Below are 26,554 nucleotides of genomic sequence, written 5' to 3' on the forward strand. Positions count from 1 at the left end.
AACACCCTGCCGTTTGCACGGCCGGTTGGTGCCCAGGTCAACGGGGAATTCGCACCTGGTGTTCGTCAAACTGGCCTTGCTCCGCCTGGGTGTGGCAGGCACTGCACTGGGCCGCACTTTGGATGCTGGCGCGTTGCCAGACGGCGGGCGCGATTTCGCGGTGCTTGCGCACAAACCAGGCAGAACGCGTGATGCGGTCTTGTGGCGGCTCTTCGCGCACACGCTTGTAGGTGCCAGCATGGGCCAAGAGCCATGCAGACACTTGTTGCACCTGGGCGGGCTCCAAAGAGGCGTCACTGCCGTAATGCCGCTCCAGCCCACCCATGATGCGACGCCAAGATGCTGCGGGCAACAAGCCCGGCAGGTAGGCCGTGTGGCAGGCCGCACACTCCTGTTTGTAAACAGACGGCACCTGCGCGGGCATCAGTGGCCCATCGGCCATGGCAGGTGCAGACAACGCAGCCCACAACACACACCAAGCCGCCGATTTGGCGAACGTCAGCCTGCTCATTTCAAACCCACCAGATAAGCCAGCACATCGGCTTTTTCAGCGGGCGTGCATTCACGCGATAAAACGTCTTTGCAATTGCGCTTGAACCACTTGTCGACCTTGACGCTATCGGTCAAACGTTCGGCATTGAAGGCCGGGGCCAAAGCAGCGATCTTTTTGCCGGTGGCCGCATGCTTGGCTTCGCGGGTCGGTGGCTGCCCATGGCAGGACGCACAAGACCACTCGCCGCCATGGCGCTGCTGAAAGAAGGCCTGGCCTTTGGCCGCATCGCCCGCTTGCCCTGCGGCTTGCTGCCAGCGCTGAAGTTCCGACTCTGGCGTGGCCGCCAGTGCCTGCGAGCCTGAACCCCAGATCCACAGAGCACCCATCAGGGCAGCCAAGTGGCTAAATTTTTTGAAATTCAACACGGCATCAACCTTTCATCACATTTCAAGCTGCAGATTAAAGGTCTCACCTGAAGCGACTCTTAAGCCGAGTCAATCCTTTGTTTCAAACATCCAACAGACATGCGCTCATGTCATCAAGCTTTCACGCAATGAGAAGAAATTCACACCTTGATCTAATTGATTGAGACGTCATGACCACCACCGCCATCAACGAAGACCAACTGCGGCAATTGCGTGAAGACCTGCTGGACAGTCTGGACGAGGAACTCGAACTGGAGTTGGATGACCGTTGGGGCAACGCAAACGCCGCCAACGAAGCGTCGGTGGGCGAGAGAACGCATTACTTCCGCGAACTCTTGCGGCTGCAATCCGAACTGGTGATGTTGCAAGACTGGGTGGTCAAAACCGGGCACCGCATGGTCATTCTGTTTGAAGGTCGGGATGCTGCTGGCAAAGGTGGCGTGATCAAACGCATCACGCAGCGTCTGAACCCCCGCGTGTGCCGCGTTGCAGCCTTGCCCGCACCCAACGACCGCGAAAAAACACAGTGGTATTTTCAGCGTTATATCTCTCACTTGCCTGCTGCCGGTGAGATCGTGCTGTTTGACCGCAGCTGGTACAACCGAGCAGGCGTTGAAAAAGTCATGGGCTTTTGCACTGACGAAGAGTACGAAGAATTTTTCCGATCGGTGCCTGAGTTCGAAAAGATGCTGGTGCGCAGCGGCATCCAACTGGTCAAGTACTGGTTTTCCATCACCGATGACGAACAGCACGCCCGATTTTTAGGCCGCATCCATGACCCCCTCAAGCAGTGGAAACTCAGCCCCATGGATCTCGAAAGCCGCAGGCGCTGGGAAGACTACACACAGGCCAAGGAAACCATGATCGAACGCACGCACATTCCTGAAGCGCCTTGGTGGGTGGTACAAGCTGTGAACAAGAAAAAAGCACGGCTCAATTGCATGGATCACCTGCTGAGCCTGGTGCCTTACCATGAGATCGAGCATCCAGAAATCAATTTGCCAGGGCGCGTGCGCAATCCCGACTACATCCGGCATCCCGTGCCTGCGGACATGATCGTCCCGGAAAAATACTGAATGTTGGCCACCAGGGCACTGCACATGCCTGAAGGCATGGCTGTGCTAGCGGTCACATTCAATCTATCAGGGGCACCACACGGCTGGCCGGGAAAGTCAGCATGAAGGTGGAGCCTTTGCCCACTTGGCTTTCAATGCGCAACTCACCGCCATGGCGTTGCACCACATGCTTGGCAATGGCCAAGCCCAAACCTGTGCCGCCCGTCTCGCGCGAGCGGCTTCGGTCCACCCTGTAAAAACGCTCGGACAAACGCGGCAGATGCTCGGGCGCAATGCCCGGACCGGTATCGGTCACAGAGAATGTCGCGCCCTCCGCCGTCCTGACCCAAGCGGCACGCACCGTGCCGCCAGCTGGGGTGTACCGCACGGCATTGCTCACCAGGTTCGATATGGCGCTGAGCAACTCGGAGCGCACACCCAGCAAAGCACAATCGGCCCAGGTATCGAAATCCAGCACATGGACGGGACCACGACCCTCCCCCTCTTGACCCGAGAGAACCGCCGACAACGCCGCTGCATCGGCTGCGACTTGCGTCATCAATTCTGGCAAAGGCACCTGTTCATGGTTGCCTGGCGGCGAGCTGCCCTCCAGTTGCGAGAGGGTCAACAAATCCGCCACCAGGCTTTGCATGCGCTCAGCCTGTACCGACATCAATTGCAAATAATTCTGACGCTCTTGCTCGTTCAACGGAATGGTTTGCAGGGTTTCCACAAATCCGCTCAGCACCGTCAAGGGCGTACGGATTTCATGGGAAACGTTGGCCACAAAATCGCGGCGCATGGCATCGGCCAAGGTCACCGAGGTGATGTCACGACTCAGTAACAGAAACTGAGACTCCCCATAGGCATGCAGCTGAACCGAGAGCTTCGGTGTCTGAATCAGCGAGTTGGACCGACCATCGATGATGACTTCTGCGTCGTGCTGGCCTTGCGCAAAATACCGGGAAAAGACCGGGTCACGCAGCAAATGGACGATGTGCTGTTTGACATCGCGTTTGGCATCCAGCCCGAGGTGGTTGCTGGCCGTGGCATTGCACCACTCAATGCGGCCCTCGGCGTCCAACAAGGTCACGCCGTTGGGAGAGGCCTGAATCGCTTGAAGAAAATACTGCAGGCGCTGTTCGCTGGTGAGCAACAGTTTGTCGTTCTGGCGCAATTGACGCTGGATACGCTGGGCAATCTCGGCCCACACGCCCTTCCAAGGCAGCTCTGTGCGCCAGTCGGGCTGCGACAACCACAACTCCAAACGCCTGGTTTTCCAGATCTGAAGAAACAACGCCCCAGTCAACAAGGCGCACACCGCAAGCGCCGCTGCAAGCACGCCCCCCCAAAACCAAGCAGGCACTGCCACGAGCAGAACCAGCCCCAGGATTTCAAGAACCATGACCCACATGTCTTACACCGCAGGTGCCGCCGTCAAACGGTAGCCTGCGCCCCGCACGGTTTCGATCATGGTGCCCGCATCGCCCAACGATTCGCGCAGACGCTTGACATGCACATCCACAGTGCGCTCTTCGATATAGACATGATCGCCCCACACCTTGTCGAGCAACATGCCCCGGGTGTGCACACGCTCCGGATGCCGCATCAGGTATTGCAGCAATTTGAACTCCGTCGGCCCGACCTTCAGGGGCTTGTCCTGCCAGCTCACCCGGTAGGTGTCGGCATCGAGTTGCAAATCGCCGATCTTCACGGCACCTCCTGCAGACTCGGGCACACGCCGACGCAAGACCGCACGGATGCGCGCCAGCAATTCACGCGGCGAAAACGGCTTGACGATGTAATCGTCCGCACCCGCGTCCAGGCCGGCCACGCGATCGGCCTCATCGCCACGGGCTGTGAGCATGAGGATGGGCACGGTCTTGGTTCGTGCAGAGGCTCTCCAGCGGCGCGCCAGGGTCAGGCCGCTTTCGCCGGGCAGCATCCAATCGAGCAAGATGACATCCGGCAGGATCTCGTCGAGCTCACGTTGCGCCGATTCCGCATCCATCGCCCAGACTGGCTGGAAACCGTTGTGTCGCAAATTCACCGAAATCAATTCGGCAATCGGCGCTTCATCCTCAACGATCAGAATTCTCGGCAAGCTTCTCATTGGACCGCTTTTTCGATGTCCGTCAGGGCCGTGTGGCGCACGTCGGCACCCTTGACCACGTAAATCACAAACTCGGCGATGTTTTTGGCATGGTCGCCGATGCGCTCAATGGCCTTGGCCACAAACAGCAAGTCCAGGCTGGCCGAAATGGTGCGCGGGTCTTCCATCATGTAGGTGACGAGCTTGCGCACAAAACCGTTGAACTCAGCATCGATCAGGTCGTCCTCTTTCAGGATGACCAAAGCCGTGTTCACGTCCAAGCGTGCAAACGCATCCAGGGCCTTGCGCAGCAGCCCGGAGGCCAGGTCGGAGGCCACGCGCAGCTCCGACGATGGCAAATTACGGGGGCTGCCCTGCTCCAGGATCAGTTTGACCATGCGGGCAATGCGCTCGGCTTCATCGCCGGCACGTTCCAGATTGGCCGTGATTTTGGAGATCGCCATCAGCAAGCGCAGATCGCGTGCCGTGGGCTGGCGACGGGCAATGATAGAAGCCAGTTCGGCGTCGATCTCCACCTCCAAGCTGTTGACTTGTTTTTCGGTGGCAATGACCTGGTTGGCCACTTCCAGACTGAACTGGGCCAAGGCATAGACCGCGTGGCGGGTCTGCGACTCCACCAGTCCACCCAGCTCCAGAACGCGGGAAGAGACGCTGGTCAGGTCCGCATCGAACTGACTTGAAATATGTTTTTCCATGGTGTGCTCCTGATCAGCCGAAACGGCCAGTGATGTAGTCTTCGGTCTCTTGGCGGGCGGGTTTCATGAAGATCTGTTCGGTCTGCCCGAACTCGACCAACTCGCCCAGGTACATGTAAGCCGTGAAGTCGGACACACGGGCCGCTTGCTGCATGTTGTGCGTGACGATGGCCACGGTGTAGTCCTTCTTCAACTCGCTGACCAGCTCTTCGACCTTGGCAGTCGAGATCGGATCGAGCGCCGAGGTGGGCTCGTCCAGCAAAATGACTTTGGGCTTAACCGCCACGGTGCGGGCAATGCACAAACGTTGCTGCTGACCACCCGAGAGTGACAGGCCGCTTTGGCCCAGTTTGTCTTTGACTTCGTTCCAGATGGCGGCCTTGGTCAAGGCCGATTCGACGCGCTCGTCCATGTCAGCGCGGCTAAGGTTTTCGTACAAACGCACACCAAAAGCGATGTTGTCGTAAATCGACATGGGGAACGGTGTCGGCTTCTGAAACACCATGCCAATTTGGGCACGCAACAAGTTCAGGTCCTGGCCTTTGTCCAGGATGTTCTGACCATAAAACTTGATTTCGCCCTCCGCACGTTGGCCGGGGTACAGGCTGTACATGCGGTTGAGTGTGCGCAGCAAGGTGGATTTGCCGCAACCCGATGGTCCAATGAAGGCCGTCACACGGTGCTCGGCGATGTCGAGGTTGACGTTTTTCAGGCCTTTGAATTTACCGTAATAAAAATCCAGATTGCGCACTTCAATCGCGTTTTGGGTGGGTGTCTTGTCAGGCATGTGGATTCCTGTGAATACAAATTAAATAAACGGGGGTGTTCAGGTCAGCGGACATCAAGCCGACTGTTTGTCCCTGAAAAACACTCGGGCCAAAATATTGAGCACCAACACAGCCAAGGTGACCAACAAGGCACCCGCCCAAGCCAGACGAATCCAGTTCTCATAGGGGCTCATGGCGAATTGGAAAATCACCACCGGCAAATTGGCCATGGGCTTGCTCATGTCGGCATTGAAGAACTGGTTGTTCAGAGCGGTGAACAGCAAAGGCGCTGTCTCACCGCTGATGCGGGCCACCGCCAGCAACAGGCCGGTGATCACACCGCTCTTGGCTGCGCGCAAAGTGACCGACAAGGAGACTTTCCAGCGCGGTGCACCCAGCGCGAACGCGGCTTCGCGCAAGCTACCGGGCACCAAGCGCAGCATGTTTTCAGTGGTGCGCATGATCACCGGCACAGCGATCAGGGCCAGCGCCAAGCTGCCTGCATAGCCCGAAAATGTGCCCAAAGTCGCCACAGCAATCGCGTACACAAACAAGCCGATCACGATAGACGGGGCCGACAACATGATGTCGGTGACAAAACGGGTGAGCTCAGCGGTCTTGCTCTGGTCCCCGTATTCGGTCAAATAAATACCTGCCAAGATGCCCACGGGTGTGGCCACCAACACGGTAAGCCCCACCATCAGCAAGCTGCCCACAATCGCATTGCGCAAGCCACCGCCTTCGGTGCCCGGGGCTGGCGTGTCTTGGGTCAACAGGTTCAAGTCGAGTGCCGCGAATCCGTTGGAAAACAGCACCACCAAAATCCACAACAACACCGTCAAGCCCAAACCCATGGCGACCATGGAGGTGACCATGCCCCAGGCATTGGCCAAACGACGACGGCGGTACAAACCTTGATTCATGTTCACGGCCATGTCAGAACCCTTTGGCTTTTTCAGCCCGGTTGATCATGATCTTGGCGGCGGCCAACACCACGAAAGTGATCACAAACAACAAAAAGCCGAGTGCGAACAAAGAAGAAATATGGAAGTCATCGGCCTCGCCAAACTCGTTGGCCAAGGTAGACGCAATCGACGTGCCGGGCGAAAACAGCGAGGTGGGCATGCGGTTGGCATTGCCAATCACAAAAGTCACCGCCATGGTTTCACCCAAGGCGCGACCCAGGCCCAGCATGATGCCGCCGATCACCCCTTTTTGGGTGTAGGGCAGTACGATCTTGCGCACTACTTCCCAAGTGGTGCAACCCAGGCCATAAGCCGACTCGCGCAAGATGGGCGGGGTGATTTCGAACACGTCACGCATCACCGCGGCCACAAAGGGCAAAACCATAAAGGCCAGCACAATGCCGGCCGCCAAGATGCCCATGCCGTTGGGCGCACCGCCGAACAGGAAGCCGATTAAGGGCATACCGCCCAACACATCGCGCAAAGGCACCTGGATGTAATCGGCAAACAAGGGCGCAAAGACAAAAAGACCAAACATGCCGTAGATGATGGACGGCACCGCCGCCAACAACTCAATGGCCGTACCCAATGGACGACGCAACCACGCAGGGCAGGTTTCGGTCAGGAACACCGCAATGCCAAAGGCCAGGGGCACAGCCACCAGCATGGCGATGCCGGCGCTGGCCAAGGTGCCGACGATCGCAATCGCAGCACCGAACTCTTCGTTGATGATGTCCCATTCCACATACCAAATGAAACGGGCACCAAACTTGGCAAACGTCGGCCAGGCGTTGATGAACAAGGACACGATGATTCCGGCCAAAGCCACCAGAACCAAGAGAGAAAACAGTTGCGTCAGGCGGTGAAACAACTGGTCTTGGAGACGCTGTCGCTTGACCACGGCCAGCATATGGCTGGTGCTGTCGGCATTGGAGAGGGGGGTTTGCATGTCTTGACCCATCGAACAAAAAACATCTAACTCAACAAAAATCCGTCGGTCGTACAGTGACAACCGACGGACAGCAGGTCATGGCCTGTTTGGTTGCAGATTACTTCTGAATCTGTGACCAGACTTTGGAACGGATCTGATCGGTCAAGCTGTCAGGCAGTGGCACGTAATCCAGGTCAGCTGCCATTTTCTTGCCGTTCTTGAAAGCGTAATCAAAGAACTTCAAGGCTTCGGCAGAAGCGGCTTTGTCGGCAGGGTTCTTGTACATCAAGATGAAAGAAGCCGTGCTGACGGGCCAGCTGTTGGCGCCCTTGGCATTGACCATCGAGATGCCCATACCGGGAACGCTGAACCAGTCGGCACTGGCAGCAGCTGCCGCGAACGTTGTGTCGTCAGGGCTGACGTACTTGCCGTCGGCGTTCTGGATTTGCATGAAGTTCATGTTGTTCTTTTTGACGTAGGCGTATTCCACGTAACCCAAAGAACCCTTGACGCGGTTCACGTTGGCAGCGACGCCTTCGTTGCCCTTACCGCCTACAGAAGTGGGTGCTGGCCACTTGACGGCAGCGCCTTTGCCCACACTGTCGGCCCACTCTTTGCTGACCGCGCTCAGGTAATCGGTCCAGTTGAAGGTGGTGCCGGAACCGTCAGCACGGTGCACGATGGTGATGGTTTCGCTGGGCAATTTTTTGCCTGGGTTCAAGGCAGCGAACTTGGGGTCATTCCACTTGCTGATCTTGCCCATGAACATTTCGGCCATCACGGGGCCTGTCACGCGCAATTCACCGGGCTTGAAGCCGTCCAGGTTGATCACAGGCACAGTGCCGCCGATGATGGCGGGGAACTGGACCATGCCGTCTTTGTCAAGCTCTTCACCTTTGACGGGTGCATCGGTCGCACCGAAAGTGACGGTTTTGGCGCGAATCTGCTTGATGCCGCCGGAAGAACCGATGGACTGGTAGTTCATGCCGGTGCCGCTGGCTGCTTTGTAGCCTTCAGCCCACTTGGCATAAATAGGGAATGGAAAGGTAGCGCCTGCGCCGGTGATGTCGGCAGCAAAGCTGGCCGCTGCAACAGCGCTCAGGCCAATGGCGACCACAAAGGATTTCAATTTCAACATGTCAACTCCTGGTTCAGGGTGATAAAAATTCTGCTGTTCGAAAGGTGCTCAAGAACAGTTTCCTGGCCCTTGTTTGGACTTTATCCACCAATTGTGACAACTGCGTGTCAATTTTGCGCTTGTTTGCATGACACGTTCCACATCCATTCGCCAAAGACTGGCCCAGATCAATCCGACAACCCGCTTGGCCACTAGGATTTTGTGAACTTCTGCGCTTTAAAGTCTCCAAATGTTGCGTTTTCCATCAAATTTCATCCTTTTCGAGCTCTCCGTCGCACTGGGCCTGGGTTTGCTGGTGGGGGCTGAGCGTGAACGTCGAAAAGGCGAGGGGCCACTGCGCCGCTCGGCCGGCCTGCGCACATTTGCCATGGTGTCTTTGTGCGGTTTTGTCGCACAAAGTCTGGGCTCGTCGATGCTGCTGGGTATTGCGTTGCTGGTGGTGGGCGCTTTGGCTTTTGCCTCGTACCAGCAATCACGCAGCCACGACCCCGGTCTGACCTCAGAAATGGCCCTGGTGCTCACCTTCTTGCTGGGCGCTTTGGCTGCCGACAACGCCGCCTTGGCTGCGGTCATGGGCGTCCTGCAAACGGCCCTGCTGGCCGAGCGCGAGCGGCTTCACAGCTTTGTGCGCCAAGCCATGACGCCGCAGGAACTCGAAGATCTGATCGTATTTTTGGCTTTGGGCCTGATCGTTTTGCCCTTGGCGCCAGATCGGTTCATGGGGCCCTACGAGTCTGTCAATTGGCACCGCCTCACTCAGTTTGTGATGATGGTGATGACCATCGGCGCCTTGGGTCATGTGTTCAAACGGCTGCTGGGCAACCGGGCGGGCCTGGCTTGGGCCGGTTTTCTGGGCGGCTTTGCTTCCAGTACAGCCACGGTCGCCAACATGGCGAAATGGGCCCAATCACAACCGCAACAGTTGTCGATGGCTGTCGCGGGTGCCTTGCTCTCGACCGTGTCCACCTTCATTCAATTGGGTTTGCTGGTGGGCATCACCCTGCCTGGCTTGTTGGCCCAAATGCTATTGCCCTTGATCTTGGGAGGCGGCACAGCGCTCGCTTTTGCTGGATGGAAATTACGCACATCTCCTCAGCTGCCCAGCGATTCAGCGAACGTGGCCATGCAGGGGCACGCCTTTGAGTTGAAGACTTGTTTGCTGCTGGCCTTGGCCGTGCTCGCCGTGACCGTCATGACCGCGGGGCTGAGCCACGCTTGGGGAACGCCGGGCATTTGGCTGTCGGCCGGACTGGCGGGCCTGATCGACGCCCACGCGACGGTTGCCACCATGAACGGACTGCTGGAGCAGTCACAAATTTCGCAAAATCAAGCACACGCCTGCATTTGGTTGGCCGTGACCACCAACAGCGTGAGCAAAGCGGTGATGGCGGTAATGGTCGGTGGCAAGTCCTTCGCGATGCAATTTTTACCCGGCTTGTTCACCGCCATCACGGCTGTGTGGGTTGGCTTGGGGCTGTTGCAACACCTCAATTGAAAAGGCCACGCATCAGAGCGTGGCCTTGGACTCACCCGACAAGCGGGCAGAGGTGGTCGCCGCGAAGGTTTACAAACCGATCACACCGCCATCTTTGCGCGTGATGACGATGGTGGCCGAGCGTGGGCGACCGGCCACACCGTAACCTTGGTTACCAGGCCAGACGCTTTGAGGAGCCGCGCCAGAGGACAGTGGCTTGGACAGCTCGCCGGGGTGCTGAATGTTGACGAACAAGGTTCGACCATCGGCTGTTTCGGTGAGGCCTGTGACTTCGGCACCGGCAGGCGCCACCAGGAATCGGCGCAGCTTGGCCTCACCCAAGGCCGCACCCAGAAAGGTTTCTTGTGTAGCCGTTTGCTCGGTACCACCCACCACCATTTTGTTTTTCACAGTCACTTTGCCGCCGTCACCCACTTGGCCGGGAATGGCAGCCAGCATCATGCAATTGGTTTCGTCGGTGAAGGCGCCGTCATCGGTCTGAATCCAGCAGATGCCGGTGGCCTTGCTGAACCACAAGCCGTCGGGCGACGAGAACGAATTCTTGGCGGTCAGGCCTGACAGATTGGCATCACCCGAGTCTTCCTCGGCGCCGAACAAGAAGATGTCCCAGGCGAAGTGCTTGGCCGAGGCCTGGTGGCCTGTTTCTTTGAAGCGAATGATGTGCCCATGCGGGTTGCCGGTGCCTTTTTTGCCATCCATGTCCATGTAGGCACGCGGGTTGCCTGCGTCGGTTTTGCCGGGTGTGCGGTTGGCTGCGCTGTTGTTGGTGAGGGCAAAGTAGACCTCGCCATTGCGGTAGTTAACAGCGCCCCACTCCGGACGGTCCATCTTGGTTGCGCCCACGGCATCGGCTGCAAAGCGTGCATTGACGAACACATCGGCCTGGTTGGCAAATTTGTAAGCGCTGTGGTTGGCGATGCGTGGATCGGCGATTGTCAACTCCAGCCACTCGCCCTGGCCTGTGGCATCAAAGCGAGCCGCATACAGCTTGCCTTCGCTCAGGTACTTGTCACCGGCCACCAGACCGCCGCCGACATCGCGTGGGTCCCACACGGCGGTGGTCACAAATTTGTAGATGTATTCGTTGCGTGAATCGCAACCCATGTAGAACGCCAGAGGCTGGCCCGCCTGGGGCAAGCTGCAAACCGCAGCCTCGTGGGCAAAACGGCCCATGGCCACGCGCTTGGCGGGCGTGGAATTGGGCGCCAGCGGGTCGATCTCTACGTTAAAGCCAAAGGTATTGGCTTCGTTGCGGAAGTCTTTTTCAGCACTGGCACCGGTCGCGGCCAAGTTCCAGCGTGCAAAGCGGTCGTCGGTGGACGACACGGTGTGCCAGCCTTGGCTGACGGATTGTTTGGCACCCGCCGCAGGTGCTGCTGCAGCCACGCCATAGCGTTTGCGCGAAGCCGCTTCTTTGGCTGGCAGAGCGGCCCCTTCGCCGGTGGTCTGGAAGTAATAGGCCCAGTTTTCTTCGCAACCCAAGTAGGTGCCCCAAGGCGTTTTGCCGTGGCCGCAGTTGTTGAGCGTGCCACGGGCCATGGCACCAGCCGTATCCCAGCGGGTGGTCATGAAAGCGCGAATGTGTTCGATGTGCTCGCGTGGGCCACTGATGCGCACAGGCGTTTGCGCCGTGATGCGGCGGTTCAGAGGCGAGTCTTGCTGGATACGCCAGCCTTGCGGCGTCTTGACGATTTCGACCACCGACACGCCGTGGTGGTTGATCTCTTTGAGCACTTCAAGCTCTGGACGCGTGCCCAGATCCCAGTCCCCAAACTGTGTGAATTTTTTGCCCCCAACGTTGTTGGATGTCTGCCCATTGGGGTGCATGAAATGCGCATCGGCCGAACTTTCATGGTTCACGCACAGCACAGCGCGACCCGTTTCTTTCTCGGAGTAACGGCCGTTAGTGTCGATGTAATAAATGTCCATACCATCGTGGTGGTCACCGATGCGACGCGACCAGTCGTCAGACTCAAGACCGCGGTTGGAATAGGCAGCCAAGGCCGAGTCGAGCGCATCACCTGTAGCGTGCAGCACACTGTATTGGTAACCCGGTGGCAACATCACGTTGTCGAGCAAGCTTTTTTCAACCGAGGCAAAGCCCAAAGACTTCGGCGCAGCGGCCATGCCTGAAGTCAGGGTGGCGCAACCGGGCAACATGGCCAAGCCCGCCAAGCCCAAACCACCGCGCAGCAAACCCCGGCGTGCAGGGTTTTGCAGAGACTGGCTCAAGACGTCCTGAAAATGAGGGTTGTCAGAAGTGTTACAGATGGGGTCGAGATCGTGGTGTGACATGTGATGGCTCCTTGGCAAAAGGCCTATTGGAGGACTTTCACATGACAGTTTGATGGCAAAAACCTGAAGCTTCAATGACACAACAGCTACCCCGCGCTTCTTCGGTCATGTCATGAATGCGTCACAAAGTCATGGCAAAGTTGCGATATCACATTTCCAGAATCATTGAAAGATTAGCCATGAAAGTCGGAATCAACGGTATGGGCCGCATTGGCCGATTGGCCTTGCGAGCAGCCATGGGCGCTGCAGAGCGCCAATCTGACGACCCCCGCGCAGGCAACCGCCTGGAGGTAGTGCATGTCAATGAACTCAAAGGCGGCGCAGCGGCCACCGCGCATTTGCTGGCCTTTGACTCGGTGCAGGGCAAGTGGCGTGAACAGATTGAAGCCGTGGGCGAAAGCCAAATCCGCATTGGCGAGCAAACCTTGGGCTTTTCGTCGCACGCCAACCCGGCCGACATCCATTGGGACGAGATGGGGGTGGACCTGGTGCTCGAATGCACGGGCAAGTTCCTCACCCCTGAAACCATTCAAGGCCACCTGGACCGCGGCGCCAAGCGCGTGATCGTGGCTGCGCCCGTCAAGGTGGGCGATGTGCTGAACATCGTGGTCGGTATCAACCACACGCTCTACAACCCGGCCAAAGACCGCATCGTCACGGCCGCGTCTTGCACCACCAACTGCCTGGCTCCGGTCGTCAAAGTCGTGCACGAAGCCATTGGCATTCGGCACGGTCAGATCACCACCATCCACGACCCGACCAACACCAACTTGGTGGTGGACGCGCCGCACAAAGACCTGCGCCGCGCCCGCAGCGCCATGATGAGCCTGGCCCCCACCACGACGGGCAGCGCCACGGCGATCGCTCTGATTTACCCCGAACTCAAGGGCAAACTCAACGGCCACGCGGTGCGTGCCCCGGTGCTCAATGCGTCGCTGACAGACTGCGTGTTCGAGATGAAGCGCGAGACCAGCGCCGAAGAGGTCAACGCCTTGTTTGCCTCTGCGGCGCAAGGCCCACTGGCCGGCATCCTGGGTTACGAGACGCGCCCCTTGGTCAGCGTCGACTATGCTCGCGACACGCGCAGCGCCATCGTGGACGCGCTGTCCACGCTGGTGACCGACGGCACCTTGCTCAAGGTCTACGCTTGGTACGACAACGAAATGGGCTACGCCTGCCGCATGGTGGACCTGGCCTGCCACATGCAGGAAGTCGGCATCTGAGATGAACGCCGCTGAACGAAACTACGGCATCGTGACCGCCGCCTATTGGGGCTTCACCCTGACCGATGGCGCTTTGCGCATGTTGGTGCTGCTGCACTTTTACAAGCTCGGCTACTCGCCTTTCACGCTGGCCTTTTTGTTCTTGCTGTACGAAGCAGCAGGCGTGTTGGCCAACCTGATCGGCGGCTGGCTGGCCACGCGCTTTGGCATCGCCCGCATGCTCACCGTGGGTCTGGTCACGCAGATCATTGGCTTTGGCTTGCTGTCGGCACTTCAGCCCGATTGGACAGCGGCCATGTCGGTGGCCTGGGTGGTGCTATCGCAAGGCGTCTGTGGTGTAGCCAAAGACCTGACCAAAACCGCCAGCAAATCGGCCATCAAGATCACGCAGGCGCAAGCCAAAGACCAAGGCAATGGTCAGTTGTTCAAGTGGGTGGCCTGGTTCACCGGCAGCAAAAACGCCATGAAAGGCTTTGGCTTTTTTCTGGGCGGTTTGCTGCTGGAGACGCTGGGTTTTCAGGGATCGCTGTGGGCCATGTCAGGCCTCTTGGCGCTGGTGCTGATCGGGGTGGTGACGAGCTTGCCACCCATGATGGGCAAGAGCAAAGCCTCGGGCTCGGCGCGTGAGCTGTTTTCCAAGAGTGAAGGCATCAACGCGCTGGCCGCCGCCCGCGTGGCCTTGTTTGGCGCACGCGATGTGTGGTTTGTGGTGGGTGTGCCGGTGTTTTTGTACTCGGTGGGCTGGACCTTCACCATGGTCGGCGGCTTTTTGGCGGCCTGGACGATTGGCTATGGCCTGGTGCAAGCGATGGCCCCCCAGCTGGTGCGCCGCAGCGCCGACGGCCTGAGCCGTGAGGTGCCCGCTGCTCGGTGGTGGTCGGCGGTGCTCACGCTCATTCCATTGGGCATCGCCGCCGCTGTTTGGCTGCAAGCGCCGCAGCTGCAGTGGTGGGTGGTGGTGGGCTTGAGCCTGTTCGGATTTGCCTTTGCCATCAACTCGTCGGTCCACAGTTATTTGGTGCTGGCCTATGCAGGCTCTGAAAAAGCGGCCGAAGACGTGGGCTTTTATTACGCAGCCAACGCGCTGGGCCGCTTCATGGGCACGCTGCTGTCGGGTCTGCTGTACCAGCGGGGCGGGCTGCTGTATGCCTTGCTGGGCTCAGCGCTCATGTTGCTGTTGTGCTGGCTGACAACCCTGCGCCTGCCCGTGGGCTTGCTTGGGCATTCGACCCCCTCAGAAAAGGCAGCCACACCATGAACCCCATTTCTCTCTTCAGTGTCATGGACGAAGACGTGGCCGTCAAAGCCCTGGCGGCTTTGGCTCAAAGCTCACGGCTCAAAGTGTTTCGCGCCATCGTGGGCACGGGGCCCGAGGGCATTCAGCCGGGGCAGCTGTCTGCGGCGCTCGATATTCCCGCCAACACGCTGTCGTTCCACCTCAAAGAACTGCACCACGCGGCTTTGGTCAGCGTGCAGCGCGAAGGCCGTTTTTTGCGCTACCGCGCCGACCTGGGCGCCATGCAAAGCCTGATGGACTTTTTGACGGCGCATTGCTGCCAAGGCGTGCCCTGCGGCGACGCGCTCAATCTGGCTTGCACGCCAGGCAGCTGCTGAATCCATTTTTAAACAGAGAAACACCCGTGGCGACACACAACATTCTTTTTATTTGCACTGGCAACTCCGCACGCAGCATCATGGCCGAAGCCATCATGAACCACCTGGGGCCTCACCGGTTTACGGCGTACAGCGCTGGCAGCCAACCCAAAGGCCGTGTGAAGGAAGAAGCCCTGCGTTGCCTCACGCGGCACCAGCTGGACACCCAGGAGCTGCGCAGCAAGAGCTGGTCAGAATTTGCCACACCCGATGCCCCGGTCATGGACTTCGTGATCACCGTTTGCGACAACGCTGCCGGTGAAGTCTGCCCGGTCTGGCCCGGCCAGCCCATGAGCGCGCATTGGGGCGTGGAAGACCCCTCGAACGCCACCGGCAGTGAGGCTGACAAGGACAAAGCCTTCTGGGATGCGTTCATCCAATTGCACCGCCGGATATCGATCTTGCTGAGCCTGCCCATCGACAAGCTGGACCGCTTGTCACTGAAAAAAGAGCTGGATCGAATCGGCCAATCCTGAACAGCACTGAAAACAACATGGGCATTTTTGAACGTTTCTTGTCGATCTGGGTGGCCTTGGGCATCCTCGCTGGGGTGGGCCTGGGTCTGATCGCACCCGGTATTTTTCAGGCCGTGGCCAGCCTGGAATGGGCGCACGTCAATCTGGTGGTCGCGCTGTGCATCTGGGTCATGATCTTTCCCATGATGGTGCAAATCGACTGGCATGCTGTGAAAGACGTGGGCAAAAAACCGCAGGGCCTGCTGCTGACTCTGGTGGTCAACTGGCTCATCAAGCCCTTCACCATGGCCGCTTTGGGCGTGCTGTTTTTCAAATACCTGTTTGCCCCCTGGGTCGATCCGCAGTCGGCCAACGACTACATCGCAGGCATGATTTTGTTGGGGGTAGCCCCTTGCACGGCCATGGTGTTCGTGTGGAGCCAGCTGGTCAAGGGGGACGCCAATTACACCCTGGTTCAGGTGTCGGTGAACGATCTGGTCATGGTGGTGGCCTTTGCCCCCATCGCCGCTTTTTTACTGGGTGTGACCGATGTCACCGTGCCCTGGGAGACCTTGGTGCTGTCCACCGTGTTGTATGTGGTCTTGCCGCTGGCAGCGGGCATGTTGTGCCGCCGTCTGTGCCTATCGCATGGCGCCCAACACCTGCAGCAACGCGTGGCCCAGCTCAAACCCTGGTCGGTCACGGGCTTGATCGCCACCGTGGTGTTGCTATTTGGTTTTCAAGCGCACACGATTGTCGACCAGCCGCTCGTCATCGCCTTGATTGCCGTGCCCCTGGTGCTGCAGACCTATGGGATTTTTTTCATCGCCTGGTGGGGCGCACGCTGGCTCAAGCTGCCACACAACGTGGCAGGACCGGCCTGCCTGATCGGCACATCCAATTTTTTTGAACTTGCCGTCGCAGTGGCCATCTCGCTGTTTGGTCTGCAATCGGGCGCAGCCTTGGCCACGGTGGTGGGCGTACTGGTTGAGGTGCCGGTGATGTTGACGCTGGTGGCACTGATCAACGCATGGGCACCCCGTTCAACGCCACAGACCGTGCTCTGAAACAAGGCCACCGCGCTGGCGTGTTTGGTCGGCGCACTGGTCTTGTCATTCAAAATTCATACATCCGTCACATAATCTGAGGCTTCTTTGCCGTACCCGCCTTCTTCATGCAAACCAAGTCCCTCTATGCTGCCATTGACCTGGGCTCCAACAGCTTTCGCCTCGAAATCGGTCAAATGGACACGGGACAATTGCGCCGGGTCGAATACATCAAAGAAACCGTGCGGCAAGGCAATGGGCTGGACGCCGAGCGCAACCTGACAGAAGACGCCATGGCCAGGGGTTGGGAATGCCTGGCCAGGTTTGGCGAACGCATCGCAGGCTTTCGCCCCAGCCAAGTGCGTGCGGTGGCCACGCAGACCCTGCGCGAAGCACGCAACCGCGATGTTTTCCTGAGCAAGGCCAAACGCATACTGGGCTTCCCGATCGAGGTGATCGCGGGCAAAGAAGAAGCCCGGCTCATCTATTTGGGCGTATCGCATCTGCTGCCGCAATCCGATGAACGTCGACTGGTGGTGGACATCGGGGGACGCTCGACCGAGATGATTTTGGGTCAGCGTGAACAGGCCAGCACCCTGGAGTCTTACCGCGTGGGCAGCGTGGCCTGGTCGATGAAGTTTTTCCCAGATGGTCTGTGGACACCGTCCGCCTTCAAATCTGCTGAAATTGCGGCCAAAGCCGTGCTGGACGAAGCGCAGATCCTGTTCAACCGCAACCACTGGGACAAATGCTATGGCTCATCCGGTACGGTCGGTGCCGTGGCCGATGTCCTGACCGCTTCCGGCTGGCCAGAAGGCCAGATCACACGCGAAGGTCTGGCCTGGCTCAAGGACCGCCTGCTCAAAGCCCAGAAACCCGACAACCTGCGGATCGAGGGCGTCAAGGAAGACCGCAAGCCCGTCATCGGCGGGGGCCTGGCCGTTTTGCAAGCGGTGTTCGACCTGCTGCACATCGACGAGATGCAAGCGGCCCAAGGTGCGCTCCGGCACGGTGCGCTTTACGATCTGATCGATCGGGAAAGCACACAGGATGTCCGTTCATCCATGGTGGACTGGCTGGCCCAACGCTTTGGCACCGACAAGCTGCAGGCCGAGCGGGTTTCTCGCACCGCTCAGAGCCTGCTGCAGTCGCTCATGCCAGAAAGTGCCGCCACACCGGCCAACGAACGTCTGCGCTATTTGCAAAAACTGCACTGGGCCTGCCAGCTGCACGAAACGGGCATGCGCATCTCGCACAGCGATTACCACAAGCATGGCGCTTACATCCTGGACAACACCGACCTGCCCGGCTTCACGCTTGATGAGTTGCACCGCCTGAGTCAATTGGTACTGGGCCACCGCGGCAAATTGCGCAAACTCGAAATCGAGATGGATGACGCCAGCTTTGTCCAGCAGCTCATGGCGCTTCGATTGGCGGTCATCTTGTGCCATGCCCGGCGCGATCCGGACCTGTCGGGTGTGACCATTGGCTGCGATGCCTTGCAGCGCACGGCGCGTCTGACACTGTGCAGCGACTGGGCAGAACTTTGGCCGCAGTCGGCCCATCTCTTGCGTGAAGAGAAAACTGCTTGGCAAAAAACCGAATGGAAGTTCGAAGTCCATACGGACTGACCACCACCTGCACACGGTCGGCCAGGGTACACACCCTGCACATACAGGGCATCACCCGCCAAAACCCCAGTAATCCGGTGGCATCGCCCAGACTTGTCATAGCCCAATTAACTGTATAAACTATATACACTGTTAAATTCAACTTTTATTTTCAACACCCATGACACAAACGACAACACCCCCCGCCAAAGAAAGCAGACAAGTCGCGAAAACACCAACGCCCCGCAAAGCCAAGGTCGCGGCGCCTCAAAAATCGACAGCCACGTCAACTGTGGCGCCCGTCCAGGCAACCCCCAAAAGTCCACGCGCCAAACCTGTCACAGCCAAACCTGTGGCAAAGCAAGCAACCGCTGCCCCCGCCAAACCCCTGAAAGACAAAAAAGTCAAAGTGGTGCGCGACAGCTTCACCATCCCCAAAGCCGAACTGCTGCAAATTGCAGACATGAAAAAACGCGCTTTGGGTCTGGGTGTCGAAATAAAAAAGAGCGAGCTGATCCGAGCAGGCTTGCAAACGCTTTTGAGCCTGACCGACGCCAACTTCAAAAAGGCCCTGAGCAGCGTGCCGACCATCAAAACCGGTCGACCCGCCAAGGACTGAGCCTTTTCACAGACGCTCTGGGGAGGTCACGGTCAACAAAACGGTTTGATCCTGACCTTCGCGGCTGCGTCTGCGCAGCCACCAGACAGCCCCTTTGCGAACCGCGCAAGCTGCATCGGGCATGTGCAGCAACTGCGAAATCACTGCGCCCAACGCAGGCTGGTGTCCGACCAGCAAGACCGGATACTTGGCATCGGGCCAACCCGCTGTTTCCAGAATATCCTGCACCGAAGCGCCAGGCGACAGCGCGTCACGAACCTTGTATTTGCGTCCCAGGGCGCGCACCGTCTGCTCTGTCCTGACCGCAGGACTGCTCAGGATGCGCGTGCCTTCTGGAAGCTGACTTTCAAGCCAGACCGACATGCGCTCGGCCTGCTTGCGGCCACGCGGCGTCAGCGCCCTTTGCAGGTCATCTTGACCGGGCTCGGCCTCATGGGCTTCGGCATGGCGCCACAAAATCAAGTCCATCGCCTTCAATCCCCTTGAGTTGCCGACCCATAGCGCTGCATCAAGGCGTTTTGAGCACCATGCCCTGGTGCCGTCAAGCCAACCCGATGGTACTGGCCGTCTGCCGCCAAGTCCCAGGCATCGCGGCCATCGTGCAAGTAAGCGATCAGGCATTCATCGATGATGCGCTGGCGCAAAGCCGGATCCGTCACAGGCCAGGCCAACTCGATCCGCCGTGTCATGTTGCGGCTCATCCAGTCGGCACTGGACAAATACAGCGACTCCTCCTGATCGGCGCAAAAATAAAACACACGGGAATGCTCAAGAAAGCGGCCAATGACCGAACGCACGCGGATGTTTTCACTCAAACCCGCCACACGCGCAGGCAACATGCAAGCGCCGCGCACGATCAAGTCAATCTTCGCGCCCTTTTGCCCTGCTTCCAACAAGGCCTCGATCAAGGGCAGGTCAGTCAAGGCGTTCATCTTGATCACGATGCGTGCAAAGTCACCACGCGCCGCCGCCTCGCCCACTGCGGCAATGCGTGCTTGCAAGTCGCTGTGCAGCTGAAAAGGCGCGACCAACAGCCGCTTCATTTTCGGCAAGCGGCTCTGGCTGGCCAAGTGTCCGAACAGCTGGTCCATGTCCGATGTGATGTCAGCGTCTGCCGTGAGGTAGCTAATGTCGGTGTAAAGCGCTGCTGTACGGCGGTTGTAATTGCCGGTCGACAAATGTCCGTAACGCCTGAGTGAGCGGCCTTCGCGGCGAGTCACCAAGAGCATCTTGGCATGCGTCTTGAGGCCGACAATGCCGTACACCACCTGCACGCCAATCGATTCGAGCTGTTCCGCCCAGTTGATGTTGGCCTCTTCGTCAAATCGGGCTTTGAGTTCCACCACGGCCGTAACTTCTTTGCCTCGGCGCACCGCCTCGCGCAGCAAATCCATCATCGTGGGATCGCTGCCTGCGCGGTAAATCGTTTGTTTGATGGCCAGCACGCTGGGGTCCATCACCGCTTCGCGCAAAAAGGCCAATACACCGTCAAAGCTCTCAAAAGGCTGGTGGATCATCACATCACCGGCTTTGAGACGCGCAAAAATTGAACTGTGTTGCGGCACTTGCGCAGGAAAACTGGCTTTGTAAGGCGGGAACAACAACTCGGGGGCATCGATCAGATCGATCAACTGCATCAGGCGCACCAGATTGACCGGCCCATTGACCCGGAACACCGAGGCTTCGGGCAGTTGGAATTCTTTGCGCAAGAATTCCGCCAAGCGCGACGAACAGTTGGCCGAAACCTCCAGCCGGACCGCCTGACCGTAATGGCGGTGCTGCAAACCTTGCCGCAAGGCCATGCGCAAATTCGCAATCTCATCTTCGTCAACCGCCAATTCGGAATTGCGCGTGACTCGAAACTGCGAGAACTGTCCCACTTCACGGCCCGGAAACAACTCGGCCAGGTGGGAACGGATCACACTGGACAGCATGACAAAAGCGGTGGTGCCGTCACACACCCGCTCAGGCAGCGGAATCAGGCGAGGCAAGACGCGGGGCACTTTGACAATCGCGATCTCGTTGGAACGACCAAACGCGTCTTTGCCCGAGAGCTGCACGATGAAATTCAAGGACTTGTTGGCCACCTGCGGGAACGGGTGCGCCGGGTCCAAACCCACTGGCACCAGCAAGGGCTGGACTTCACGTTGAAAGTAACTGCGCACCCATTGGCGTTGGGCCGCATTGCGTTCGCCGTGCGACAAGATCCGGTAACCCTTGCGCTGCAAAGTGGGCAACAAATCCTCGTTGTACAGGGCGTATTGACGCGCCACCATGGCGCTGGTTTTTTCAGCCAAGGCGGCAAGACTGGCTTCGGTGTATTCCCCCGACTTCAGGCCTTGCAGGCTGCCCATCACATGGGGCTCTGCCCGCACCTCAAAAAACTCGTCCAGGTTGGAAGACACGATACACAAATAGCGCAAACGCTCGAGCACTGGCACTTCCGGGCGGTGCGCCCAATCCAGCACCCGCTCATTGAAAGACAAGATGCTCAGATCGCGGTCCAGCAAGGCTTGCCGCTCGTCTGCAGATGAAGTCTCGACTTTTGAATGAACCATGGCCATGCCTGAATGAATTGAAAAATCATTCTAAGAATCCGCCGTGTCAATTTGATGACAAGGCCGTGAATCAGCCGCCCATGCGCGCAGCACCCGATACCGGCACCAGATGGGACACGAACAACTCGACCGTCTTCGGCCAAGCAAACGCCTCGGCCCGCTGCCTGCACTCGGTCCTGGGGATGGTCAGAGATTGCCGAACAGCCGCTGCCAGATCTTCCGACAGAACACCGCCCAGGGTCTGGCCCTCGGCATGGCCCAGCACTTGCAGGGGGCCATCGACCGGGTACGCCGCCACGGGCGTGCCGCAAGCCATGGCTTCAAGCATGACCAAACCAAAGGTTTCATTGCGGGAGGGAAAAACAAACACATCGGCTGCGGCATAGACCTTGGCCAACTGCTGGCGGGGCAACACCCCCATCCAGACCACATTCGGGTAACGCGCTTTGAGCTGCGCTTCCAAAGGCCCTACGCCACACACGATGCGAGTGCCCTCCAGTTCCAAGTCCAGAAAAGCATCGATGTTTTTCTCGTAAGAAACTCGCCCTACAAACAAGGCGTAAGGGCGTGAATGCCCTTCTAACTCCGGAATGTCCAGGGGCTCGGCGTGCTGGTCAAACAAATCCAGGTCTACCCCATGGGTCCACGGTTTGAGCGACTTGAAGCCACGCCCATGCAACATGTTCAGCACGCCCTGGGTGGGCACCATCACCCCCGAAGATGGTCGATGAAAATGACGAAACAAGCCGTAGCCCAGAAACAAAGGCACGCGCAATGCTGCCTTCAGGATTTCCGGAAACTTGGTGTGGAAGGCGGTGGTGAATTGCCAGCCTTTTTTCAGGCAATGCTTGCGCGCCGCCCAGCCCAAGGGGCCCTCGGTGGCGATGTGGACCGCATCGGGTTGCAACGCGTCCAGCATGGCGGCCAGTGCTTTGTAAGGGCGCACCGCCAGGTCAATGCCCGCATAGCCCGGGCAGGCGCGGTTGGGGAACTGTCCGGGGTGGATCACCGTCACCGCAACATCCCCCGTTCTCAGGGCTTGCACCAGCTCGTGCAGCGTGGTCACCACGCCATTGACCTGGGGATGCCAGGCATCGGTGATGAGGGCGAGCTTCATGCGGCCACCGCCTGGGCTGCAGGTACCCGTTGGCGCACCACCGCGTGCGAGCCCCAGTGGATGATTTCCAAGCGACCATCCGCATGCTCTACCAAAGCGGTTCGGCTTTCCACCCAATCGCCATCGTTGCAGTACAAGGTGCCATTCACATCCCGAATTTCCGCATGGTGGATGTGCCCGCACACCACGCCATCAAAGCCTCGGCGCTTGGCTTCGTGCGCCACGGCCACTTCGAAATCACTGATGAAGTTCACCGCTTTCTTGACCTTGAGCTTGAGGTACGCCGACAAAGACCAGTAGGCCAGCCCCACACGGGCCCTGAAGCTGTTCAGGTGCCGGTTGATTCGGAGGGTCAACTCGTACAACCAATCACCCACATACGCGAGCCACTTGGCGCACTGGATCACGCCATCAAAATGGTCACCATGCACCACCCACAATTTGAGCCCCTGGGCCGTGGTGTGGGTCGTTTCATGCACCACCTCCACACCCCCAAAAGCATGGCCCACAAAATGCCGGGCAAACTCGTCGTGGTTGCCGGGCACATAGACCACGCGGCAACCCTTGCGCGCCCTGCGCAACAGTTTCTGCACCACATCGTTGTGACTTTGCGGCCAGAACCAGCGCCTGCGCAGCTGCCAGCCGTCGACAATGTCCCCCACCAAATACAGCACATCACTCGGGTGGTGCTTCAAAAAGTCGAGCAAGGCCTCGGCCTGAAAACCCGGTGTGCCGATGTGCAGGTCCGAAATGAAAATCGCCCTCAAACGAGGGCGATCTGCGGCGTCGTCGTCCTCATCTTGTGCGGACGGGGTCGATACATGGGCAGGTGAACCCTGCACCCCATCCTGCGCCAGACTGGCGTCAAAGGTTTTCAGGAGCAGCGCGTGCTGCAAGGAGGTTGACGACACAGTCATCTGACAGCCGCTGAAAAATGCTTGCGGTAACGCGCTGGCAAGTCTGCGGTGCGCATCATCATCGGCAAATCGGCGGTGTTGAAGTCCGGGTCCCAAGCCGGCGCACCCAGCACCTTGGCCCCCAGCCGCAGATAGCCCTTGATGAGCGCGGGTGGCTCGATCGGCAAGTTGCTGTCGAGCTCATCGATGGGCAATGGCAAACGCGGCCGGACATGGTATTGGATATCGGCCAGATGGCTCTGACGCAACTGGTTCCAGATGCTGGCTGCGGCATCACCCGTCACCACGCCGTTGTGCAGCATGGGGATGCTGGCGCAACCGATCATGGTGTCCAGGCGGTTGCGGTCCATGAATTCAAACAAAGCCCCCCACAAGGCCATGATGACGCCACCCTGGCGGTGCTCTGCATGCACGCAACTGCGGCCCAACTCCACCATGCGCTGACGCATGTCGCGCAGACGGGTCAGGTCAAATTCAGTATCGCTGTAGGTGCTGCCTACGCGTTTGGCCTGCGCCGGCGTGAGCACACGGTATGTGCCAATCACCAAGCCCGACACGCCGTGTCGGACCAGCAAATGCTCGCAGTAATCGTCGAACAGATCGATGTCATGGCCGGGCACCTGGGTCGACAAGCGTGCGCCCATTTCTGTGCCGAAAACATCAAACCTCAGTTTTTGTGCTTCGCGCACTTCGTCTTGATGTTTTGCCCAAGTGACGTGAATAGCATTTTGGGCACGCCGAGGCAGGAAATCCACAGGGGTTTGGACCTGCGCCGGATGAAGTAACCCCCTGGGCAAACTCACCGGGGACAACGCGAACGTGGGGTTCGGCAACTCTTTCATGACCAGTTCTCCTTTGGATCAATGCAGCCATGATCCAAAAGCGAAATGACATGAAAAAGTCGATGGCGTGAATTCTTCGTGACGCGGAACGTGCAAAGGGCCGGTCGAGACCGAGGGTCAATGCGCTCGCAAGGCCTTGTTGAGCTGATCGACCTGGTTCGTCCAGTCGGCGTCCTGTTGCCAGGTTTCCCGCAAAAAATTGGCTTGCGCCGCTGTCCAAAAAGCGGCATCGGCCAAAGCAACGTGACCCGGCAAAGGACTGTGCGCTCGGATGAACTGCGCGATGCTTGGCGGATCGCAGGGCAAGCCCAGCTGCGCAAACAACTCGTGAAAAGGATGGTGAGCGGAGTCCATAGTCATTGCCTCCTTGTGGTTTCAAAACACTGTCAGGGTGCGTCGAAACGTCATGCCTGGCATTGTGCTCTCCAGCCATGCTAGCGGGCAACTCTGGACTTGAACACTCACCTTTCGGTGTAGCGCCTCAGCCTGTGGGCACAAGCCCACAGCACGGGCTCAAAGCATCATGCTCAACTGAAACACAGAGTTGGGCGCGCGGGGCATGACCGGCGCAGGCAGGGGTTTGAGTCGGAATTGACCGAGCATGGAGGTCACACGGGCATCGCGCGGCATGAACGGCACAGCCACGTCGTCCAGGGTCTGCGAGGCCAGTGTCTCTTGCAGATGGCGTTGGATGTCGGCCTCCAAGGTCTTCATCGGATGGCCATCGTCGGGGTACAGCTCGTCAAAGCTGTGCACCACTTCAAAGTGCTTGACCACATCCCACAAGCTGATGTCTTCGGGGTTGCCACGAATTTGGTAACCGCCGCCAGGGCCACGATGCGCTCGGATCAATCCGGCTTCGCGCAGCTCTTTGAGTATCGACTCCGTGTAAGAGGACGACAGCCCCAAGCCCGAAGCAATCTCTTCGGTTGTGACGGGCTCCACGGCTGAACGAGAAGTGATGAAAACCGCGATGTCGACGGCTTTGGCTGTTTTCTTCAGGATCATAATGTGCACCTCATTTGAGTGGATATTGTATTGTTTAAACCATAAAAATCCACTCATATCGTTATTTTTTTAGCCTTGAATCGATTTACACCTTAAAATATCTACTCAATACATATACAAAACAATGTCCAACACCCTAGTCTCACGCTCGGCGCTCTACCGCATCGGCGCCGTGTCCAAGCTCAGCGGCGTGCCTGTGCCGACCTTGCGCATCTGGCAAACGCGTTACAACGCGTTCTCGCCCGCCACCACCCAGGGGCAGCACCGGCTCTACGATGAAGAAGACCTGCGCAAGGCCGCGCTGCTCAAATCATTGACCAGCCAAGGGCACGGCATCAGCTTGATTGCAGGACTGAGCACCACACAACTGCAGCAGTTGTTGCAAACCAGCACCGACATGGCGCGTGACCCTGCGCCAACGCCTCGATCCGGTGACAGCCACCCCGGCGCTTGGGTGCTGATCGGCCGCCCGCTGGCCGAGCGCTTGCAATCCGAACGCTTTCGGTCAGCGCACCCCGGGCCGGCGTTTCATATTCAAGCGGTGTGCAATGATTTGAACGAAGCTCGCCACACCCCTGAAGCAGCCGCTACCGATGTGCTCATGGTCTCGGTGAACAACCTGAGCGACGGCAACGCCCAACAAATTCTGGACTTGTCCTCGCAACTGAGCGCACGCCAAACCGTAGTGCTGTACGGTTTTGGACAGATGAAAGCCATCGCCCACCTGGTTCGCGCAGGCTGCCTGGTGCACCGTGAACCTCTGAACGATGCGGCCTTGGCTGACATCGTGCGCAGTACGCGCCCAGCGCTGTCTGAGGCTTCTTGGGGCCTGCCCCGTCTGAACGACCCGGTGCCGCCACGCCGGTTCTCTGATGCGGTGCTGCAGCGTGTGGCCAATATTCCAAGCCAGGTGCTGTGTGAATGTCCTCGGCATGTGGCCGAACTGATTGGCCAGTTGGGCCGGTTCGAAGACTACAGCCTTGACTGCCTGAATCAAAGTCCCAAAGACAGTGAACTGCACACAGAACTCAACAAGATGGCCGCAACCGCCCGCGCCTTGTTTGAAAAAGCACTGCAAATGGTGGCTGACCATGAAGGCATCTCTTTGCAAGACCGTACCTGAGCGGCACACGC

General features: G+C 58.6%; 27 protein-coding genes. 10 read left to right on the top strand and 17 right to left on the bottom strand.

All coding sequences use genetic code 11. The annotated features are described in order from the left end of the window. Positions 1-37: 37 nt before the first annotated feature. Positions 38-511 (bottom strand): diheme cytochrome c, encoded by a 474-nt coding sequence (locus ACHEXL_RS10385; protein ID WP_416559359.1) that lies wholly within the window; start codon positions 509-511, stop codon positions 38-40. After that, entirely contained in the window at positions 508-879 is a 372-nt protein-coding gene (locus tag ACHEXL_RS10390; RefSeq protein WP_416561341.1) for a DUF1924 domain-containing protein, read from the bottom strand. Before ACHEXL_RS10390 ends, ACHEXL_RS10385 begins: the two co-directional genes overlap by 4 nt. A gap of 209 nt (positions 880-1,088) precedes the next feature. Between ACHEXL_RS10390 and ppk2 the strand changes: the two genes are divergently transcribed. After that, a complete protein-coding gene (gene ppk2, locus ACHEXL_RS10395) occupies positions 1,089-1,994 on the top strand; it encodes a polyphosphate kinase 2 (protein ID WP_416559361.1) in 906 nt (301 codons plus the stop codon). A 58-nt stretch (positions 1,995-2,052) separates the two neighbouring features. On the opposite strand, the gene phoR is transcribed toward ppk2, so the two are convergent. From phoR to pstS, 7 genes are all read right to left on the bottom strand, one after another. Beyond that, entirely contained in the window at positions 2,053-3,378 is a 1,326-nt protein-coding gene (phoR, locus tag ACHEXL_RS10400) for a phosphate regulon sensor histidine kinase PhoR (protein WP_416559363.1), read from the bottom strand. A 12-nt stretch (positions 3,379-3,390) separates the two neighbouring features. Beyond that, complete coding sequence (phoB, locus tag ACHEXL_RS10405) at positions 3,391-4,086, bottom strand: phosphate regulon transcriptional regulator PhoB (protein ID WP_416559365.1); 696 nt, start codon at positions 4,084-4,086, stop codon at positions 3,391-3,393. Further along, entirely contained in the window at positions 4,083-4,781 is a 699-nt protein-coding gene (gene phoU, locus ACHEXL_RS10410; RefSeq protein ID WP_108426996.1) for a phosphate signaling complex protein PhoU, read from the bottom strand. Before phoU ends, phoB begins: the two co-directional genes overlap by 4 nt. A 13-nt stretch (positions 4,782-4,794) precedes the next feature. Then, a complete protein-coding gene (gene pstB / locus ACHEXL_RS10415) occupies positions 4,795-5,568 on the bottom strand; it encodes a phosphate ABC transporter ATP-binding protein PstB (protein WP_416559368.1) in 774 nt (257 codons plus the stop codon). 54 nt (positions 5,569-5,622) lie between these two features. Next, on the bottom strand, positions 5,623-6,471 hold the full coding sequence (gene pstA / locus ACHEXL_RS10420; protein ID WP_416559370.1) for a phosphate ABC transporter permease PstA: 849 nt from the start codon (positions 6,469-6,471) through the stop codon (positions 5,623-5,625). A gap of 13 nt (positions 6,472-6,484) precedes the next feature. Next, positions 6,485-7,462, bottom strand: a complete 978-nt coding sequence (gene pstC, locus ACHEXL_RS10425; RefSeq protein ID WP_416559372.1) for a phosphate ABC transporter permease subunit PstC — start codon at positions 7,460-7,462, stop codon at positions 6,485-6,487. Positions 7,463-7,562: 100 nt separating this feature from the next. After that, positions 7,563-8,582 (bottom strand): phosphate ABC transporter substrate-binding protein PstS, encoded by a 1,020-nt coding sequence (gene pstS, locus ACHEXL_RS10430; RefSeq protein ID WP_416559374.1) that lies wholly within the window; start codon positions 8,580-8,582, stop codon positions 7,563-7,565. Between the two features lie 229 nt (positions 8,583-8,811). On the opposite strand from pstS, the gene ACHEXL_RS10435 reads away from it, so the two are divergent. Next, the gene (locus ACHEXL_RS10435) at positions 8,812-10,077 is read left to right on the top strand and encodes an MgtC/SapB family protein (RefSeq protein ID WP_416559376.1); all 1,266 of its coding nucleotides are present in this window, start codon (positions 8,812-8,814) and stop codon (positions 10,075-10,077) included. Positions 10,078-10,146: 69 nt separating this feature from the next. Here the strand turns inward: ACHEXL_RS10435 and ACHEXL_RS10440 are convergent, their stop codons facing one another. Next, positions 10,147-12,372 (bottom strand): PhoX family protein, encoded by a 2,226-nt coding sequence (locus ACHEXL_RS10440; RefSeq protein WP_416559378.1) that lies wholly within the window; start codon positions 12,370-12,372, stop codon positions 10,147-10,149. 179 nt (positions 12,373-12,551) lie between these two features. Here ACHEXL_RS10440 and ACHEXL_RS10445 point away from each other — a divergent pair, with 179 nt between their 5' ends. From ACHEXL_RS10445 to ACHEXL_RS10475, 7 genes are all read left to right on the top strand, one after another. Continuing rightward, entirely contained in the window at positions 12,552-13,595 is a 1,044-nt protein-coding gene (locus ACHEXL_RS10445) for an ArsJ-associated glyceraldehyde-3-phosphate dehydrogenase (protein WP_416559380.1), read from the top strand. A 1-nt stretch (position 13,596) separates the two neighbouring features. Then, positions 13,597-14,853 carry an organoarsenical effux MFS transporter ArsJ gene (gene arsJ, locus ACHEXL_RS10450; RefSeq protein WP_416559382.1) on the top strand — a complete coding sequence of 419 codons (1,257 nt, stop codon included), beginning with the start codon at positions 13,597-13,599 and terminating at the stop codon, positions 14,851-14,853. 23 nt (positions 14,854-14,876) lie between these two features. Next, the gene (locus ACHEXL_RS10455) at positions 14,877-15,209 is read left to right on the top strand and encodes an ArsR/SmtB family transcription factor (RefSeq protein ID WP_416561342.1); all 333 of its coding nucleotides are present in this window, start codon (positions 14,877-14,879) and stop codon (positions 15,207-15,209) included. A gap of 26 nt (positions 15,210-15,235) precedes the next feature. After that, positions 15,236-15,724: an arsenate reductase ArsC gene (locus tag ACHEXL_RS10460; RefSeq protein ID WP_416559384.1), complete on the top strand. Its 489-nt coding sequence runs from the start codon at positions 15,236-15,238 to the stop codon at positions 15,722-15,724. A gap of 17 nt (positions 15,725-15,741) precedes the next feature. Continuing rightward, entirely contained in the window at positions 15,742-16,770 is a 1,029-nt protein-coding gene (gene arsB, locus ACHEXL_RS10465; RefSeq protein WP_416559386.1) for an ACR3 family arsenite efflux transporter, read from the top strand. Positions 16,771-16,877: 107 nt separating this feature from the next. After that, on the top strand, positions 16,878-18,380 hold the full coding sequence (gene ppx, locus ACHEXL_RS10470; RefSeq protein ID WP_416559388.1) for an exopolyphosphatase: 1,503 nt from the start codon (positions 16,878-16,880) through the stop codon (positions 18,378-18,380). A gap of 331 nt (positions 18,381-18,711) precedes the next feature. After that, complete coding sequence (locus tag ACHEXL_RS10475; protein WP_416559390.1) at positions 18,712-18,978, top strand: hypothetical protein; 267 nt, start codon at positions 18,712-18,714, stop codon at positions 18,976-18,978. A gap of 6 nt (positions 18,979-18,984) precedes the next feature. On the opposite strand, the gene ACHEXL_RS10480 is transcribed toward ACHEXL_RS10475, so the two are convergent. From ACHEXL_RS10480 to ACHEXL_RS10510, 7 genes are all read right to left on the bottom strand, one after another. Further along, a complete protein-coding gene (locus ACHEXL_RS10480; protein WP_416559392.1) occupies positions 18,985-19,446 on the bottom strand; it encodes a SixA phosphatase family protein in 462 nt (153 codons plus the stop codon). A gap of 5 nt (positions 19,447-19,451) precedes the next feature. Next, positions 19,452-21,536 (bottom strand): polyphosphate kinase 1, encoded by a 2,085-nt coding sequence (gene ppk1 / locus ACHEXL_RS10485; protein WP_416559394.1) that lies wholly within the window; start codon positions 21,534-21,536, stop codon positions 19,452-19,454. Positions 21,537-21,606: 70 nt separating this feature from the next. Further along, a complete protein-coding gene (locus ACHEXL_RS10490) occupies positions 21,607-22,653 on the bottom strand; it encodes a glycosyltransferase family 4 protein (RefSeq protein ID WP_416559396.1) in 1,047 nt (348 codons plus the stop codon). Next, the gene (locus ACHEXL_RS10495) at positions 22,650-23,570 is read right to left on the bottom strand and encodes a UDP-2,3-diacylglucosamine diphosphatase (RefSeq protein ID WP_416559398.1); all 921 of its coding nucleotides are present in this window, start codon (positions 23,568-23,570) and stop codon (positions 22,650-22,652) included. Before ACHEXL_RS10495 ends, ACHEXL_RS10490 begins: the two co-directional genes overlap by 4 nt. After that, a complete protein-coding gene (locus tag ACHEXL_RS10500) occupies positions 23,567-24,412 on the bottom strand; it encodes a GNAT family N-acetyltransferase (protein ID WP_416559400.1) in 846 nt (281 codons plus the stop codon). Before ACHEXL_RS10500 ends, ACHEXL_RS10495 begins: the two co-directional genes overlap by 4 nt. 117 nt (positions 24,413-24,529) lie before the next feature. Beyond that, positions 24,530-24,766 (bottom strand): DUF2789 domain-containing protein, encoded by a 237-nt coding sequence (locus ACHEXL_RS10505; protein ID WP_416559402.1) that lies wholly within the window; start codon positions 24,764-24,766, stop codon positions 24,530-24,532. A gap of 159 nt (positions 24,767-24,925) precedes the next feature. Further along, positions 24,926-25,420: an RrF2 family transcriptional regulator gene (locus ACHEXL_RS10510; protein WP_416559404.1), complete on the bottom strand. Its 495-nt coding sequence runs from the start codon at positions 25,418-25,420 to the stop codon at positions 24,926-24,928. A 124-nt stretch (positions 25,421-25,544) separates the two neighbouring features. Between ACHEXL_RS10510 and ACHEXL_RS10515 the strand changes: the two genes are divergently transcribed. Continuing rightward, complete coding sequence (locus ACHEXL_RS10515) at positions 25,545-26,543, top strand: MerR family transcriptional regulator (RefSeq protein WP_416559406.1); 999 nt, start codon at positions 25,545-25,547, stop codon at positions 26,541-26,543. Positions 26,544-26,554: the final 11 nt, after the last annotated feature.

It is taken from the genome of Limnohabitans sp. YIMB22184, from assembly GCF_048020265.1.
GTDB lineage: Bacteria > Pseudomonadota > Gammaproteobacteria > Burkholderiales > Burkholderiaceae_C > Limnohabitans_A.